At 47.8% G+C, this 16,638-nt stretch carries 16 protein-coding genes; 8 read left to right on the top strand and 8 right to left on the bottom strand.

The window, feature by feature from the left end; all coding sequences use genetic code 11:
- Positions 1-74: 74 nt before the first annotated feature.
- The 8 genes from ACO0KY_RS12165 to ACO0KY_RS12130 all read left to right on the top strand — a co-directional run bounded on the left by ACO0KY_RS12165 (position 75) and on the right by ACO0KY_RS12130 (position 9,348).
- On the top strand, positions 75-767 hold the full coding sequence (locus ACO0KY_RS12165) for a response regulator transcription factor (protein WP_186913090.1): 693 nt from the start codon (positions 75-77) through the stop codon (positions 765-767).
- Between the two features lie 57 nt (positions 768-824).
- Positions 825-2,528: a FecR domain-containing protein gene (locus tag ACO0KY_RS12160; protein WP_423046363.1), complete on the top strand. Its 1,704-nt coding sequence runs from the start codon at positions 825-827 to the stop codon at positions 2,526-2,528.
- Between the two features lie 10 nt (positions 2,529-2,538).
- The gene (locus ACO0KY_RS12155) at positions 2,539-4,932 is read left to right on the top strand and encodes a CHASE2 domain-containing protein (RefSeq protein WP_423046361.1); all 2,394 of its coding nucleotides are present in this window, start codon (positions 2,539-2,541) and stop codon (positions 4,930-4,932) included.
- Positions 4,933-5,021: 89 nt separating this feature from the next.
- Complete coding sequence (gene hemA / locus ACO0KY_RS12150; RefSeq protein WP_423046359.1) at positions 5,022-6,308, top strand: glutamyl-tRNA reductase; 1,287 nt, start codon at positions 5,022-5,024, stop codon at positions 6,306-6,308.
- Between the two features lie 90 nt (positions 6,309-6,398).
- The gene (prfA, locus tag ACO0KY_RS12145; protein ID WP_422998909.1) at positions 6,399-7,478 is read left to right on the top strand and encodes a peptide chain release factor 1; all 1,080 of its coding nucleotides are present in this window, start codon (positions 6,399-6,401) and stop codon (positions 7,476-7,478) included.
- A gap of 110 nt (positions 7,479-7,588) precedes the next feature.
- On the top strand, positions 7,589-8,089 hold the full coding sequence (locus ACO0KY_RS12140; protein ID WP_423046357.1) for a disulfide bond formation protein B: 501 nt from the start codon (positions 7,589-7,591) through the stop codon (positions 8,087-8,089).
- Complete coding sequence (gene prmC, locus ACO0KY_RS12135) at positions 8,089-8,931, top strand: peptide chain release factor N(5)-glutamine methyltransferase (RefSeq protein ID WP_423046355.1); 843 nt, start codon at positions 8,089-8,091, stop codon at positions 8,929-8,931. The genes ACO0KY_RS12140 and prmC overlap by 1 nt, the downstream gene beginning before the upstream one ends.
- Positions 8,932-9,348, top strand: coding sequence for a GNAT family N-acetyltransferase (locus tag ACO0KY_RS12130; protein WP_423046353.1), 417 nt, complete (start codon positions 8,932-8,934; stop codon positions 9,346-9,348).
- A 105-nt stretch (positions 9,349-9,453) separates the two neighbouring features.
- On the opposite strand, the gene ACO0KY_RS12125 is transcribed toward ACO0KY_RS12130, so the two are convergent.
- The 8 genes from ACO0KY_RS12125 to cyoA form a co-directional block, all read right to left on the bottom strand.
- Complete coding sequence (locus ACO0KY_RS12125; protein WP_281388555.1) at positions 9,454-9,579, bottom strand: hypothetical protein; 126 nt, start codon at positions 9,577-9,579, stop codon at positions 9,454-9,456.
- Between the two features lie 84 nt (positions 9,580-9,663).
- Positions 9,664-10,200, bottom strand: coding sequence for a response regulator transcription factor (locus tag ACO0KY_RS12120; RefSeq protein ID WP_186913082.1), 537 nt, complete (start codon positions 10,198-10,200; stop codon positions 9,664-9,666).
- 13 nt (positions 10,201-10,213) lie between these two features.
- Positions 10,214-11,551 carry an ATP-binding protein gene (locus tag ACO0KY_RS12115; protein WP_423046350.1) on the bottom strand — a complete coding sequence of 446 codons (1,338 nt, stop codon included), beginning with the start codon at positions 11,549-11,551 and terminating at the stop codon, positions 10,214-10,216.
- Positions 11,552-11,632: 81 nt separating this feature from the next.
- Entirely contained in the window at positions 11,633-12,457 is an 825-nt protein-coding gene (locus tag ACO0KY_RS12110) for an SURF1 family protein (RefSeq protein ID WP_423046348.1), read from the bottom strand.
- Positions 12,454-12,897 (bottom strand): cytochrome o ubiquinol oxidase subunit IV, encoded by a 444-nt coding sequence (gene cyoD, locus ACO0KY_RS12105; RefSeq protein WP_423046346.1) that lies wholly within the window; start codon positions 12,895-12,897, stop codon positions 12,454-12,456. Before cyoD ends, ACO0KY_RS12110 begins: the two co-directional genes overlap by 4 nt.
- On the bottom strand, positions 12,894-13,529 hold the full coding sequence (gene cyoC, locus ACO0KY_RS12100; protein ID WP_423046344.1) for a cytochrome o ubiquinol oxidase subunit III: 636 nt from the start codon (positions 13,527-13,529) through the stop codon (positions 12,894-12,896). The genes cyoD and cyoC overlap by 4 nt, the downstream gene beginning before the upstream one ends.
- Complete coding sequence (gene cyoB, locus ACO0KY_RS12095; RefSeq protein WP_423046342.1) at positions 13,522-15,525, bottom strand: cytochrome o ubiquinol oxidase subunit I; 2,004 nt, start codon at positions 15,523-15,525, stop codon at positions 13,522-13,524. The genes cyoC and cyoB overlap by 8 nt, the downstream gene beginning before the upstream one ends.
- A complete protein-coding gene (gene cyoA, locus ACO0KY_RS12090; protein WP_423046340.1) occupies positions 15,525-16,550 on the bottom strand; it encodes a ubiquinol oxidase subunit II in 1,026 nt (341 codons plus the stop codon). Before cyoA ends, cyoB begins: the two co-directional genes overlap by 1 nt.
- Between the last annotated feature and the right edge of the window lie 88 nt (positions 16,551-16,638).

The raw sequence follows: 16,638 nt of genomic DNA, 5'->3' as shown, positions 1-16,638 counted from the left end.
TCAAATTTTTCACTTGCTTTCGATATAATGATAAGCATGATATTTTAATTGCCGGACATTAACGGTAGCTACCCATGAGAATCGCTGTACTAGACGACGACAACAACCTGCTGGAATTGGTCTGTACCATTCTGAATGCAGCAGGTCATACCTGCCATCCTTTCTTGAGTGGCAAAGAAATGCTGCACCAATTACGCCGCGAAAGCTATGACATGCTGATTCTGGACTGGCAGGTTCCTGACCTGAACGGCACAGAAATTTTGCATTGGGTCAGAGAAAAACTCTCTCCGACACTGCCGGTGTTGTTTATGACCAGCCGCTCCGGAGAAGACGACATCGTCGCCGGTCTGGCTGCTGGTGCCGACGACTACATGATCAAGCCTATTCGCCGTAGTGAACTGGTGGCGCGCGTACAAGCTTTGTTACGCCGAGCATATCCAACACAAACTGCATCTGAACACCTGCAATTTGGTGTCTATAAGTTTGAAACCCGCGCGGGTCGCGTCAGTATCAATGATGTGCCGGTGGAAATGACACAGAAAGAATTCGACCTCGCCTTATTGCTGTTCCGCAATCTTGGCCGCCCACTGTCACGTGCTTACATTCTGGAAGCGGTTTGGTCGCGTGATGTCGATATCCCATCCAGAACCATGGACACCCACATCTCAAGGGTACGTAGCAAACTGGAATTGAGACCAGAAAATGGTTATCGTCTCGCTCCTGTTTATAGCTATGGCTACCGACTAGAACAAGTCACTCCAGAATAAATTATCCGGGTCAGTAAATCTGACCCGGATTGCATTTCAACTTTAGGATTTTCGCGCATGAGCATTTCGAGAACAACACTCCTGCGACAATGTCAGACCAGCTTACTGGCAGCAATTTGTCTCTCATTTTCCCCACTAAGTTTTGCGCAGACGCCGCGTAGCGAACCTGGCAGTGTGCTTGCCACACCACCCGATATGACGTATTTCGCGCAGCAAGGCGACACTTTATCCAGTATTGCTAAGCGATTCACCGATAAAGCACTTAACTGGACAATACTCGGTAAGCGCAATCACATCGCAGATGACCGCGCCATCCCCATCGGCACAGCAATATTGATTCCCTTAGAGCTACTACCGGAAGAAGAGAGTGAAGCAAAGGTGCTGGCATTTGCTGGCAACCCGACCTACAAACCCGTCAACGGGGCCGATACACCATTAGCGATTGGTACGGTGGTGAAGGAAGGTGCGCAAATTTTCACCGGTAAGAATGGTTTTATCACGTTGTCATTCCCGGACAATTCACGTGTTTCAATTCCATCGAATAGCCAGATCAGCTTCGCCAAATTACGTAAGACCAAATATACAGCAAGCCCAAGAACTGAAATTTCATTACTTGAAGGCAAAGTTGAATCACATGTATCGAGTCTGACATCCAACAAAGGCCGCTTTGAAGTTCGCTCGCCATTGGCAGTGGCAGGTGTGCGCGGAACCCATTTCCGCGTTGGTGTGACTACGGCAGGAACTGCGAATGAAGTGCTGGAAGGCGGAGTTGCCGTCAACAACCCTTCATTGAAAAAATCAACTGGTATTATTTTGCCAGCGGGTAAAGGCAATATCATCAGCGCCAGCAATGTGGGTAAAGCAGTCGATTTATTGCCTGCGCCAAAACTTAGCGAGCAATACTTAATGCAAGTTCGTCCTACTATCCAATTTCTGATTGATAAATCGGAAGCAGCGACTGGCTACCATGTACAAATCTCCAGAGATGCGCAAGCACTGGACGTATTGACTGAGAACACATTCAAAGACACACGCTTTAAGTTCGATGGCGTTGCAGATGGCGCTTACTTTGTTCGAATAGCTGCGATTGATCAATATGGGTTGGAAGGTATTCCGCTGACAAAAGCTTTTACCCTCAAAGCGCGTCCGGAACCACCATTTACCGTACAGCCAAAAAACAAAATCCGCAACGATAAAACTGACTTTGTCTGGACTGAAGCCAGTAACGCTGAGTCTTATCACTTGCAAGTCGCCAAAGATGACCAGTTCAAAGATATCGTACTTGATCAGAGTAATCTGAAAGACGTGCAGTTCAGCAGCGATGCCATCAAAGCAGGCAATTATTTCTGGCGTATTGCCACGGTCGTGATTCAAAAAGATGGTAAATCTGATCAGGGTCCCTTCAGCGACCCGCAAGCATTTGCCCGCTTACCTGCACAAACTGGTGCCGCATTTGCAGATTCAGAAGGAAAAGAGATTTCCTTCAATTGGGCAGCAGAACCAGGCCAAAAATTTCTGATTCAGATTGCTAAAGATCCTGAGTTCAAAACCATATACCTGGCACGTGACACCAGTGCTGCTGAATTGAAAATTCAGCGACCTGATGCCGGACAATACTATATTCGCGTTCAAGCGACCGATCCGGATGGCTACGTAGGAGCGTTTTCCTCTACGCAAAAAATCACCATCAAAGCACGTTGGGTCGATAGCGAAGGTAACGCCATTTCTACTGGCAACGGAACACTTGGTACTGGCTTTTGATTGGTAAATAATGGCGAACGCAACGATTCAGGTTAAACATATTGCTTTTCGCGAGTGGCTGATACTTAGTTGCTTATTACTGGCATTAACGGCCGCACTGAGTTTCTCCAATGTTCTGAGTCGGTTCGATATGGTGCTGTATGACCATTTTATGCAGATTAATTCGCATGAAGCGCGTGATGACATCCTGATTGTTGCGATCGATGACTTTAGCCTTAGCGAATTGGGCAAATGGCCGTGGCCGAGACAACGCCATGCTGAACTGCTCAACAAAATCAATGCTGCCCAACCTCTGGCTATCGGGCTTGACATGGTGCTACCGGAAGAAGAGGGCAATAATACCGATGGTAGCCCAAGTGGTGATCAGGCATTGGCGAACGCCATAGCGCAAAGTAACCGCGTCGTTTTGCCGGTGGTTTCCGCAAGTGCTGGCAAAGGTTTAACAGCGACTTTGCCATTACCTTTGTTGGCGGCTTCTGCGCGACAAATTGGTCATATTAGTATCGAACTAGATCCAGATGGTGTACTCCGTAGTGTCTTTTTGCGCGAAGGAATCAAGGGAGAATGGTGGCCACATTTTGCTCTGGCGCTCAAAGACGTTGGGCAAAACTCTGCCGCGGGGACGGAGAAATATCTCCCAGGTGAACGTCGTCCAGCAGGGTTGCATAACACTCCCCAGCCCGGTATCTGGCAACGTGATTATCAGATGCACATTCCGTTTTATGGCGACAAAGGGCATTTTCGAACGATCCCTTATGTCTCGGTCTTACGCGGCGAAGTCCCTGCTGATTATTTCAAAGGAAAATATGTTCTGGTTGGCACTACCGCGGTGGGAATGGCGGATTCTTTTCCCACTCCAGTTTCCGATACTGAAGGCAGCATTCCCGGCGTAGAAATCAATGCGAATATTCTTGCCAGTTTGCTCGATGAACGTAGCATTCACTTTGCACCGCTATGGCAAGTCGCCTTTTACAATGTGGCCATACTGAGCCTGGCCTTGATGGCGTATCAAATGCTTTCACCAAGAAAAGCACTGATCACCACAGGTGTGCTGTTTTTGCTTGCGATTACCGGTAGCCTTTTATTTATGCGTTATCTCGGAGTATGGTTGCCATCCTCGTCAGCATTGGTATCTTTGCTCATTGCCTACCCGATCTGGAGCTGGCGCAGACTCGAAGCCGCCATCCAATATCTGGGTGAAGAATTTAGCTTGCTGGAAAAAGAACCGCACTTACTGCCAGAATTTGTCGACGATGAACAAAAACAGGATGCCGCTCTTACCGACACCTTAGAAAACAGTATCAATGCCATGCGCATGGCGGCAAACCGGGTACGCGATCTGCGCCAATTTATTAGTGACAGCCTGGCCAGTTTGCCAGATGCGACGCTAGTCACGACCACCGATGGCAATGTGTTGCTCTCCAATCAGGCGGCCCGCGCTTACTTTGCCGGTCTCGGCATGCCTAAAGTGAATGACGCCTTATTGCCGTATTTATTTGCTCAGATGTCGCCCCCGCAAGCGAATGATCAAACGAGCTTTAGCTGGTGGGACATTCTCGACCTGAAACATACAGCAAACATGAAACTGGGGATAGAAGTTCGCGACCCCAAATTGCAAGACGTTTTAATCAAAAGCGCGCCGTGTTACAACGCGGATAAAGTCCTTGTAGGTTGGATCGTCAGCATCATCAACATCACCGCGATCCGCGCTGCGGAACGTAGCCGTGATGAGACCTTGCATTTCATTTCTCACGACATGCGGGCACCACAAGCGTCGATTCTTGCATTATTGGAAATGCAAAAAGAAACAGCAACCGCATTACCAACCGACGAGTTCATGGCACGAATCGAAAAGGCGTCACGCATTACTTTGGGTCTGGCTGATAATTTTGTCCAGTTAGCACGTGCCGAATCACAAGACTATCGCTTTGATGAGGTTGATTTCCAAAACGTGCTAATGGATGCCACAGAAGAAATGTGGTCTTTAGCAAAAAGCAAAAATATCCGTATCAAAACCGATATTCCTGACGCTGAATTTCCGGCGCGGATTGACCGCTCTCTGGTCACACGAGTTTTGACCAATTTGTTGTCAAACGCAATCAAATACAGCCCACGCGATACCACAATTACTTGCAGGCTATCCTTGGAGCAACATTTAGCCGATGCTGAAATCGTTTGCAGCATCATCGATCAAGGTTATGGGATTCCACGTGCCGAGCAAAATAAGCTGTTTCAACGCTTTCAACGCTTTAAAACCAACGAGCAGCCTAAGAACGACGGCGTTGGCCTTGGCATGGTGTTTGTGAAAGCGGTTTTGGACCGTCACCACGCCAAAATCGACTTTACCAGCGCTCCGAATGAGGGATCGACGTTCAACCTGCGTTTCCCCGCTAGCTTAGTTTGAGATAGATCAAGAGAGATCAAAGTGGCGGACACAAAAAATATTGTCCGCTACGCGCTATAATGACGACTTAACCCCACGCACACTTTGGCATGCAACTAACTGCTGTTGGACTCAACCACACGACTGCTCCGCTCTCATTGCGGGAAAAAGTCGCCTTCTCGCCTGAGCAAATCGCTCATGCGGTGGCGGCTGCGCGTGCATGGTTTGGTAACAATGCTGCAACGGCACAGCGCAATAGTGTGACGGAAGCTGCCATTTTGTCTACGTGTAATCGCACAGAATTGTATGCAGCGTGTCCGGCAGCGAACCCTATCGACGCCACTGCACACTTTCTGGCTGATTATCATCATCTGCCTTACGCCGATTTACGGCCACATCTGTACACACTGCCACAAGACAATGCCGTAAGACATGCGTTCCGCGTCGCGTCCGGTCTGGATTCGATGGTATTGGGTGAACCGCAAATTCTCGGTCAGATGAAAGATGCCGTAAGACAGGCTGAAGCGGCTGGTGGTCTTGGCACATATCTGCATCAAATGTTCCAACGCACGTTTGCCGTTGCCAAAGAGGTACGCAGTACCACAGAAATCGGTGCACATAGCGTTTCTATGGCAGCCGCTGCAGTGCGACTTTCACAACGTATTTTTGACAAAATTGCTGACCAGCATGTTTTGTTTATCGGTGCGGGTGAAATGATAGAACTTTGTGCAACGCATTTTGCCGCACAAAATCCTAAGTCAATCACCATCGCCAACCGGACATTGGAGCGTGGTGAAGCACTCGCTCATCGTTTTAATGCCAAAGCGATACGACTGGCCGATTTACCACTGCAATTGGCACAGTTTGACATTATCGTTTCATGTACCGCGTCCTCCCTGCCTATCATTGGTTTAGGCCTGGTAGAGCGCGTAGTCAAAGCGCGCAAACACCGCCCTGTGTTTATGGTCGATCTGGCGGTACCACGCGATATCGAGCCAGAAGTGGCCAAGCTTGATGACGTGTTTTTGTACACCGTCGATGATCTTGGCACCGTAGTTCAGTCTGGTATAGAAAATCGTCAGGCAGCAGTTGCACAAGCCGAAGCGATTATTGAAACCCGCGTGCAATCATTTATGCACTGGATTGATGGCCGCGCCATCGTTCCTGTGATTCAGGACTTGCACGAAAGCAGTGAACAAGTCCGAATGATGGAACTCGACCGCGCCCGCAAAATGCTGGCACGCGGCGACGATATCAATGCCGTATTGGAAGCCTTATCTAAAGGTATTACTGCAAAATTCTTGCATGGCCCACAACAGGCCTTGCATCAGGCCAGCGGCGACGAACGTGCGCGTCTGGCTAGCTTACTCCCACAATTATTCCGCACTAAGCGTTAGCGACGCCGGTCTTTACTGCGCTTTGCGATTGCGCATACGGTGCGCATGTTTTTGGGCACATGCCCTCCTCCACTCTCACTCAATTCAAGTATGAAACCATCAATGCTTTCCAAGCTAGATCAACTAGCTGAACGCCTCGACGAAGTCGGTCATTTGCTGATGCAAGAAGGGGCCACCAACGACATGGACAATTACCGCAAACTCAACCGTGAGCATGCGGAATTAGATCCTTTAGTAGCGCTGTATAAAAATTTCCAGCAAGCGCAAGCCGATATCGATGAAGCGCAAGAAATGTTGAATGATCCTGAAATGAAAGCCTTTGCTCAGGACGAAATCGAAACAGCAAAAGCCAATATGCAAAATCTGGAAGCGGATTTGCAAAAAATGTTATTGCCGAAAGATCCCAACGACGAACGCAATATTTTGCTGGAAATTCGTGCCGGTACTGGCGGTGACGAAGCAGCATTATTCGCTGGGGATTTATTGCGTATGTACACCCGTTTTGCTGAACGGAATCGCTGGCAGGTCGAAATGATGTCCGAATCAGCATCAGAGTTAGGCGGTTACAAAGAGGTGATCGTTCGCATCGCCGGGTTGGGTGCCTATTCCAAGCTCAAATTTGAATCCGGTGGTCACCGCGTACAACGCGTGCCAGCAACAGAAACGCAAGGTCGTATTCATACTTCAGCATGTACCGTGGCGGTGATGCCAGAAGCCGATGAACTGGCCGACGTGGTGATCAACAATGCAGATTTGCGTATTGATACTTTCCGCGCCAGTGGAGCGGGTGGTCAACATATCAATAAAACGGATTCTGCGGTGCGTCTGACCCACATCCCGACCGGAATCGTGGTCGAGTGCCAAGATGGTCGTAGCCAGCATCAGAATAAAGCCCAGGCAATGCGCGTGTTAGCAACCCGCATCATGGACGGTCAGTTACGCGAAAAACAAGCCAAAGAAGCAGCGACCCGTAAGAGTTTGATCGGCTCTGGCGACCGTAGTGAACGTATACGTACTTACAACTACCCCCAAGGCCGGATGACCGATCACCGTATCAATCTGACTTTATATAAACTCGACTTTATTATGGATGGCGATCTGACCGAACTCAGCAATGCGCTGATCGCCGAACATCAAGCCGAATTATTGGCGGAACTTGGCGACGATTAAGTCGTCCAAGTAGTAATTATGATTTACGCCAGTTTGTCGACACAGCTTTTGCGCATCAGCGATTAAAACCGTGTAAGCTGGCAACCGCTCTCATTTTCCGGATGAAATTCATGCGTTCTTCGAAACCCGTATTACTTGGCATTGCCGCAATCTGCATTGGTTTGATCGGTGCTGCACTCTATTTACAAATCGTCGAGCACATGTTGCCTTGCCCGCTATGCGTTTTGCAACGTTACGCTTTTATTGCAATCGCAATCTTTTGCCTGATTGGTGCAGCAATGCCACGTGGCACACGCCGTATCAGCATTGGTTTAGCGACAGCATCCGGGTTCACCGGTATTGGTATTGCGACAAAACATTTATACGTTTTAGCAAACCCGGGATTTTCATGCGGTATTGATCCTTTGGAAACTGGTCTAAATAAAATATTTCTAGCCAACTGGTGGCCGACTTTGTTCCGCGCTGATGGCTTGTGTGAGATTCCTTACCCACCTACGCTGGGCTTATCTCTGCCTGCCTGGGCGATGATAGGATTTGTATTGATGACTTGTACTTTGCTGTTTCTGTTTTTCTCGCGTGAAAAAACTGGTATGTTTGGGAAGCACCGCTAATGCAAACGTGGCAACAATCGGGGCTGACTATCGCTGACTATGAACGGTTGTCACCCTTAGAAAAATTAGAAACACGCATCTTATTGATGCATGTGACAAAATTGAGCCGGATACAGTTAATTACCCAGTCAGAACACCTACTCACTACGCAGCAAGCACAAGATCTGCAAGCCTTGCTGCAACGCCGTCTTGATGGAGAACCGATTGCCTACCTGACTGGTGAGCGAGAATTTTTTGGTCTCACGTTTCATACATCACCTGCTGTTTTGATCCCACGTGCCGATACCGAATTATTGGTGGAGTTAGCACTGAACTATGCTCCGGATAATTCATCACTACTGGATCTAGGTACTGGCTCGGGTGCTATCGCGATTTCCGTTGCCCACACACGATCAGATTTGGCGGTGACGGCAATCGATATCAGCGATGCAGCATTAGAAATCGCACGTAAAAATAATGAGCGGTACTTATCGCTAAATCGCCTGAAGTTATTTCAAAGCGATTGGTACAGTGCTGTTGGCGGACAAGTTTTTCAAACCATCGTCAGTAATCCACCCTATATTGTCAAAGACGATCCCCATCTGACGCAGGGTGATTTACGCTTCGAGCCACTCAATGCGCTGACCGATCATGGTGATGGCCTCAGTGCGTACAGACACATCGTCAGCAATGCACCAGCCCATTTAGCACAGCACGGCTGGTTACTGATGGAACATGGCTATCACCAGGCTGCCGAAGTCCGCGGATTATTATCTGCGCAAGGCTTTATGCAAGTCCAAAGCTGGTGTGACCTTGCGGGTATAGAACGGGTATCCGGCGGACAATGGAATCGGGGCAGTTAAATGGAAATATCGACCGAAAAAGCAAGACTCAATGTGTCGCTGATACACCATTTTTTGTCTGAGCAATCAGCTTGGGCAAAGAGTATACCTTTAGAAACGGTACAGCGTTCGATTGAACACTCTTTATGTTTTGGTGCTTACATCGATGGGCAACAGATCGCTTTTGCCCGCGTTGTCACCGATAAAGCAACCTTTGCCTATTTGATGGATGTCTTCGTACTGCCCGCTTATCGCGGACAAGGTCATGCCAAAACCTTGATGCATGCGGTGCAGGAACATCCAGATTTACAAGAGATACGCCGCTTTATCTTAGTCAGCAGCACCGCACGTGGTTTGTACGAAAAATTTGGATTTCAAGCGCCAACCAAACCAGAAACCTTTATGGAAATTAATAGGCCAACTATCTATTTACGCTAAGTTATCTGTTCATAATTTCCCATTCAGTATCCAATAAAAAAACGACTTCGATGAGTGAAGTCGTTTTTTTATGTGGCCGGGAATCCGGCTTTAGAACAAGAAATTTTAACGAGCACCGATAGGAATAGACACACCAGCCGATTTTTTCGCATCTTTTGCCGCTTTTTTCTCTTTCGGTGAGAGTAAAGCCTGTTTCTTCGTTTCTTTGTTGGTCTTGGTCACTTTACTCATGATATTGCTCCTGATAGACGCCCGCGAATACGGGTGTTGCCTCAGTATAGGTGAATAAGACGCAAAGAATGATAATTTAAATGATTATTTCACCTGCTGTTTATTGAGCTTACGCGCTAATGTCCGTCGGTGCATACCGAGACGGCGGGCCGCTTCGGAGATATTAAAATCGGTCTCTACCAACACTTCATGAATACGTTCCCATTCCAAGGTTTTGATCGACGTGGAACGATTGGTCAGTTCGGGTTCAGAAACTCCGGCAACGTGCCCGAATGCGGCCTCAATATCATCGGTATTCGATGGTTTGGCCAGGTACTGACAAGCACCTAATTTGACCGCCTCAACGGCGGTAGCGATACTGGCAAAGCCAGTTAATACTACGATCAACATTTCAGGATCGTGTTTGTTCAGCATTTGCACACAGGCTAGCCCAGAGGCATTGCCATTTAATTTCAAGTCGACCACAGCATAACGTGGCGAATGTTTGCGCAGTAAGTCCGCTGCATCTTCGAGATTGGCAGCATGAATTACAGTATACGAGCGACGTTCAAACGAACGTGCCAAAGTACGAGCGAAAGCAGTATCGTCTTCGACTATCAACAACAGACGATTGTCCGACATTTTGTTTAACCCTTTAAAGCATGATTGCTGATAGCGGCAGCACAATTTTGACCACCGCTCCACCTTCTGCGCGATTGCGGGCAGAAACGGATCCGCCTAATTTACGCGCCACATTCACCACAAAAAATATCCCCAAGCCGCTACCAGGACGCCCTTTGGTCGATTGGTAAGGTTGCCCTAATTTTTCCAGAATCTCCGGCAAAAATCCTGGTCCCTGGTCTGCTACAACGATACTCAAAGAATTGGCATCGCTGCTGACCTCCAAAGAAAGCCAATGTGGTGAAGCTTCAAGCGCATTATCTAACACATTGCACATCATCTGCTTGAGTGCTGAATCAAACACAACCGGAACATCCTGTTGCAGGTGATTTTCAAATACAAATGTACCCACTGGACGAGTCGTTCGGAAATCCTCCGCCAGGTTACTCAAGAAGGTATTGAGTGTCGTCTTTACCGAAGATTCGCCTCGTGCCTCACCCGCAGACAGCAAAATACTGCTGACGATACTTTTACAGCGTTGCAATTGTCTCTGCATTTCACTGATTTCTTCGAGCAATTCAAGATTTTTACTAAATTCTGGCATACGTCGCCAGTCGCCTAAAATCACAGATAAGGTCGCTAAAGGGGTACCGAGTTCATGCGCCGCTCCCGAGGCCAGGAGACCCATTTTGACAATGTGTTCTTCTTCGGTTGCATGCTGTCTTAAATCCGCCAATTGCGCATCACGACTACTGAGATTCCCACTGATGCGTGTTAAGAAAAAAACTAATAGAGCCGCATTGACCAGAAAGCAAATAATCATGCCGTCCTGATACAAACCCGGCATGCTATCGATGTGCTCGACTGGCAATGTCAGCGGATAATAAAATAAAGATAATCCAAACAAACAGACACCAGAAATAACCACAATCAACCAGGTCGACCATGCTTCCAGCAGCACCGCACTTAAAATGACTTGCAGCAAATACAGAAACGCAAACGGATTATGAATGCCACCGGATAAATACAGCTGCGCAGTTAAAATTGCGACATCCACCAGCAGGGCAAAGAATAACTCTCTGTTCGATACTTTTACTTCTTCATGCCACCGCAAATGACTGGCAATATTGAAGGCAATAAGTAGCGCAATGACATATGATATTTGCAACAGCGGCAATTTGATATCAAAAACCAAGGTCGCCAGCGCAATCGTTGATACCTGCCCCAGCATTGCAATCCATCGCAAATGGATCAGCTGCAACATGTTTTTATGACCGGCAGAACTTTCGTAGTCGGATGCGGCGTACAACACCCGTTTCTGATGCGTCTGAATTTCGCGTTCGTCAGTTTGCTGTACCGGGCTAGCCGTCATTCCTGCGTCTCCTAAGGATGCTGTGGTCTTGCGCTTGCTGAAACTTGCCAGAACAAACCAGCAACACGCTATGTTAACAGACTATGAGACTTGACGAGAGCTTCGCTGTGCATTGAGGCGCTTGTCTTCGCGCCAGACGTAGAAATAGGCACCGGCGACCATCAATGCCAGCACATACCAGGTCAATGCATAGACTAAATGGCTGTTATGAAAGGCGATAACGGTCAGACCGGGAACTGGATATTCTTTAGCTTCAGCCAGAGATGAGGATGAATGCGCTTCAAGATCAACAAAATACGGCGCCGCAAAAGTTAAACGATGAGAGGCACTCATTGCCTCGATATCACGCGAAAACCACCGTTGTGCGCTTGGATCGTTGTGGCGTAAAAAACCACCATTCGGTTCGCTGATACGTAATAAGCCAGCGATCATCACACCAGCATCAGCAGTCTTGGTAGTCGCTGATTGAAACTGTCCTGCCATCGCAGTTGGAACATAGCCACGATTGATCCAGACGATGTTGTTATCGTCCGTTCGCAACGGTGTCATAACCCAATATCCGCTACCTAATTCTGTCGAGGCCAACACCAGACTAGTGTACTGGTAGAGGTAAGTACCACTGAGACGCACATGACGATACTCATCTTGTGCCGCATTCACTTTTGCCCAATTTGCGGCAACAGGTACATCTTGCGGAGCAGCATGCACTCTTTGCTCTACGCGCGCAATCAGATCAAGCTTCCACTGCAGCCGCTTAATTTGCCAGGTGCCAAGCGAAAAGAAGCTCAAAAATAACAACCCCGCGCAAATTGTGAGGGTGACCCTCACAAATTTGGAACGGGGTTGGGAAGCATTGACTACTAATGTATCAGCATCAGTAGTCGCATGATTCAAACGGTCAATCATGACATGCCAGGCATTTTCTTCATTTCTTTTTCTACCGGTGCCATCTTGATCGATTCAGGTACTGTCTCGTGGTCCATACCTGGCATCATGTTGTGATTCAGGTGATACATGACCCACAAAGAACCACTCATCATGATCACAACAACCATGGTTGTAAACAGCAACGCCAGCATCGTCCAGCCGCCTTCAGATTTCGAGTTCATGTGCAAGAAATACACCATATGAACAACGATCTGCACCGCTGCCAAACCTAGCAACACAAAACCTGTGGTACTGGATTTATCGAATACATTACCCATCACCAACCAGAATGGAATCACCGTCAAAATAACAGCGAGGATGAAACCGGTTGCATAACTTTTCAGACTACCGTGATCAGCATGGTCGTGGCCATGGTGATCATGATGGTCATGAGCCCCGTGATCGTGGTGTGCACTCATGGCAAAACTCCCATCAAATAGACAAAGGTAAAGACACCAATCCAGACAACGTCAAGGAAGTGCCAGAACATAGATAAACACATCAGGCGACGACGATTTTCAGGAGTCAGGCCATGACGCTTCAACTGGAATAACAAAGTCACCAGCCAGATAATACCGAAGCTGACGTGCAAGCCGTGAGTACCAACCAACGCGAAGAATGAAGTCAGGAAACCACTACGTTGCGGGCCTGCACCTTCCAGGATCAGATGTACGAACTCGTACAATTCAAAGTAGATAAAGCACGCGCCCAGAACACCGGTAACAGCCAACCAGATCATCGTGTTACGCAAACGATCTTTTTGCGATTCCAACATCGCAAAACCGTAAGTGATAGAAGACAATAACAGCAAAGAAGTATTCAGACCCACCAATGGCAGATCAAAAATTTCTGCCCCAGTCGGACCACCTGCATAATTGCGACCCAAAACAGCATAAGCAGCAAACAAGCAGGCGAAGACCAGACAGTCACTCATCAGGTATAACCAAAAACCCAACATAGTGCCGTTTTCAGGATGGTGTTCCCGAACAAAGTAGTGTGAGCCGGAAGCCGTGCCCATCGCGTTATGAGTAGAAGTAGATGTATTAGACATGGCTCGCTAACAAACGTGTGCGTTCTGCTTCAGTGCGGGTAACTTCGTCCGCCGGAATGTAGTAATCGCGGTTGTAATTAAAAGTATGAATAATGATCGCTGCCATCATTGCGATAAACGCGACAACAGCGGGCAACCACATCTGCCAGATCAGAGCAAAGCCAACGGCTGCACTCAATCCAGCGATAATCACACCAGCGCCTGTATTTTTTGGCATGTGAATAGCGACAAAACCATCAGTAGGACGCTGATATTTATTGCTCTTCATATCTGCCCAGGTGTCGATATCGTGCACCATTGGCGTGAAAGCAAAGTTGTATGCTGGAGGTGGAGAAGATGTCGACCATTCGAGCGTACGACCACCCCATGGATCACCAGTGAAATCACGCAGTGAATCACGGCGCATGAAGCTGACGCCCAGCTGAATCACGAAGCAGGCAATACCCAAGGCAATCAGTACCGCACCGAATGCAGCGATCTGGAACCAGATCTGCAAGGATGGATCTTCAAAGTGACTCAGGCGACGGGTAACGCCCATCAGACCCAATACATACAAAGGCATGAACGCAAAGTAGAAACCAATGGTCCAGAACCAGAACGAGCATTTACCCCAGAATGCATCGAGCTTGTAACCAAACGCTTTCGGGAACCAGAAATTAATACCAGCAAATGTACCAAATACCACGCCACCAATAATCACGTTGTGGAAATGAGCAATCAGGAACAAACTGTTGTGCAATACAAAGTCAGCAGGTGGAACCGCCAGCAACACACCAGTCATACCACCGATAACGAAAGTCACCATAAAGCCCATGGTCCACAGCATCGGAACTTCGAAGCGGATACGACCACGGTACATCGTGAACAACCAGTTAAATATCTTCGCGCCGGTCGGGATAGAAATAATCATGGTGGTGATACCAAAGAACGAGTTAACACTCGCACCGGAACCCATCGTGAAGAAGTGATGCAACCATACCAGGTAAGACAAGATAGTAATAACGACGGTCGCGTACACCATGGAGGTGTAACCAAACAGACGCTTGCTGCTGAAAGTAGAAACGATTTCTGAGAACACACCAAAAATTGGCAATACCAGAATGTACACCTCTGGGTGACCCCAGATCCAGATCAAATTCACGTACATCATGGAATTACCACCCATGTCGTTCGTGAAGAAGTTCGTACCAAAGACGCGATCCAGAGACAACATCGCCAATACCGCAGTCAATACCGGGAAAGCGGCAACGATCAAAACGTTCGTACACAAAGCGGTCCATGTGAATACAGGCATTCTCATCATTGTCATGCCAGGAGCGCGCATTTTGATGATCGTTACGATCAAATTCACACCGGATAACAAGGTACCAACACCGGCAATCTGTAAGGACCAGATATAGTAATCGACTCCCACGTCTGGACTACCGAGTATGCCTGACAGCGGTGGGTACGCCAACCAACCTGTACGAGCAAATTCACCAACGAACAAAGATGCCATCACCAAAACAGCGCCAAAAGTCGTCATCCAGAAACTGAAGTTATTCAGGAACGGGAAAGCCACGTCGCGGGCACCAATTTGCATAGGCACTACGTAGTTCATCAAACCAGTAACGAACGGCATTGCGACGAAGAAAATCATGATCACGCCGTGTGCCGTGAACACCTGGTCGTAGTGATGCGGTGGCAAGAAACCGTGTGCGTCACCGAACGACAATGCCTGCTGAGCACGCATCATCAACGCATCAGCAAAACCGCGCAACAACATCACGATACCGAGGATCATGTACATGATACCGATACGTTTGTGGTCAATACTGGTGAACCAGTTGTTCCACAAGTTGCCCCATACACGGAAATAGGTCAAGGCACCTAACAAGGTGATTCCACCCAGCGCCACCATTACAAAAGTCGCTAACAAAATCGGCTCATGGAAGGGAATTGCATCCCAGCTCAGACGGCCGAATATCAGCTTAGTCATATCAATTTGGTCTAACATTATTTTTTCCCACTAGTAATTGACGGCGTGGTACACACTTCAGCATCAAGCGTGCGTCCGTTACGCTGATTCTGCGCAAGCAAAGTCAACCCTTTTGCATCGCTATTCTTTGCAGATTTAACGTTCATGTCGGTTGCCATTAACTGGTCCATACAAACCTGATCAGCTGCAACACAACGATTGACAATCGCATGGAACAAATCTGCATCCACGGTTCCATAATGGCGCACAGCATCTTTAATGCTTGGTTCTTCCAACTTCATGTAGTCAGCACGTTTGAGCGTGCTGGCATTTGCTTTCGCAGCGGCAACCCAGCCATCAAAGTCTTGCTGATTCATGCCGTGGAACTTGAATTTCATATCAGAGAAACCCGCACCGCTATAGTTTGCAGAGAAACCGTCATACACACCAGGTTTGTTGATCACAGCATGCAATGCGGTTTGCATACCTGGCATCGCATAAATCTGACCCGCCAATGCTGGAATGTAGAAAGAATTCATTACCGTTGAAGCAGTAATTTTGAAGCTGACTGGCACATCAACCGGAACCGCCAGTTCATTCACTGTGGCAATACCTTGTTCTGGATAAATAAACAACCATTTCCAGTCCAATGCAACAACTTCCACCACTAGTGGTTTCACGTTGTCAGGGATAGAACGATTTTCATCTAAACGCGACAACTTTCGATATGGATCAAGAGTATGCGTAGAAATCCAGGTTATCGTGCCTAAAGCGATGATAATTAACAACGGTGCACCCCAGATAATCAGCTCCAGCATTGTGGAGTGATCCCAATCGGGTTCGTAGGCTGCCTCTGTATTACTTGCGCGATAGCGCCATGCAAAAAAGAGAGTGAGTGCTATCACCGGAACGATGATGATCAGCATCAATATTGTTGAAACGACAATCAGCTTGCTCTGCTGGGCGGCGATATCGCCAAATGGATTTAACACAATCGTGTCACATCCAGCCAACAGCGCAACGCAAAACAGCATAAGTCCGCGCCGCAATAGTAGGGAAATCATAATGAAAAATCCAATTTAGACTGAGATTCATGGTAATGTACATGGACTGACTAGCATTAGCGATTGGACGTTTTGTCCTACCTTAGCA

This window comes from Undibacterium sp. Dicai25W, from assembly GCF_049340505.1.
GTDB classification, from domain to species: domain Bacteria; phylum Pseudomonadota; class Gammaproteobacteria; order Burkholderiales; family Burkholderiaceae_D; genus Undibacterium; species Undibacterium jejuense.
This window is presented reverse-complemented; position numbering and strand designations above follow the sequence as displayed.

Excerpts from the sequence above, each read along its gene's own strand:
- ACO0KY_RS12165 (WP_186913090.1), top strand. The coding sequence starts at position 75 with ATGAGAATCGCTGTACTAGACGACGACAACAACCTGCTGGAATTGGTC.
- ACO0KY_RS12160 (WP_423046363.1), top strand. The coding sequence starts at position 825 with ATGAGCATTTCGAGAACAACACTCCTGCGACAATGTCAGACCAGCTTA.
- ACO0KY_RS12155 (WP_423046361.1), top strand. The coding sequence starts at position 2,539 with ATGGCGAACGCAACGATTCAGGTTAAACATATTGCTTTTCGCGAGTGG.
- hemA (WP_423046359.1), top strand. The coding sequence starts at position 5,022 with ATGCAACTAACTGCTGTTGGACTCAACCACACGACTGCTCCGCTCTCA.
- prfA (WP_422998909.1), top strand. The coding sequence starts at position 6,399 with ATGAAACCATCAATGCTTTCCAAGCTAGATCAACTAGCTGAACGCCTC.
- ACO0KY_RS12140 (WP_423046357.1), top strand. The coding sequence starts at position 7,589 with ATGCGTTCTTCGAAACCCGTATTACTTGGCATTGCCGCAATCTGCATT.
- prmC (WP_423046355.1), top strand. The coding sequence starts at position 8,089 with ATGCAAACGTGGCAACAATCGGGGCTGACTATCGCTGACTATGAACGG.
- ACO0KY_RS12130 (WP_423046353.1), top strand. The coding sequence starts at position 8,932 with ATGGAAATATCGACCGAAAAAGCAAGACTCAATGTGTCGCTGATACAC.
- ACO0KY_RS12125 (WP_281388555.1), bottom strand. The coding sequence starts at position 9,579 with ATGAGTAAAGTGACCAAGACCAACAAAGAAACGAAGAAACAGGCTTTA.
- ACO0KY_RS12120 (WP_186913082.1), bottom strand. The coding sequence starts at position 10,200 with ATGTCGGACAATCGTCTGTTGTTGATAGTCGAAGACGATACTGCTTTC.
- ACO0KY_RS12115 (WP_423046350.1), bottom strand. The coding sequence starts at position 11,551 with ATGACGGCTAGCCCGGTACAGCAAACTGACGAACGCGAAATTCAGACG.
- ACO0KY_RS12110 (WP_423046348.1), bottom strand. The coding sequence starts at position 12,457 with ATGATTGACCGTTTGAATCATGCGACTACTGATGCTGATACATTAGTA.
- cyoD (WP_423046346.1), bottom strand. The coding sequence starts at position 12,897 with ATGAGTGCACACCACGATCACGGGGCTCATGACCATCATGATCACCAT.
- cyoC (WP_423046344.1), bottom strand. The coding sequence starts at position 13,529 with ATGTCTAATACATCTACTTCTACTCATAACGCGATGGGCACGGCTTCC.
- cyoB (WP_423046342.1), bottom strand. The coding sequence starts at position 15,525 with ATGTTAGACCAAATTGATATGACTAAGCTGATATTCGGCCGTCTGAGC.
- cyoA (WP_423046340.1), bottom strand. The coding sequence starts at position 16,550 with ATGATTTCCCTACTATTGCGGCGCGGACTTATGCTGTTTTGCGTTGCG.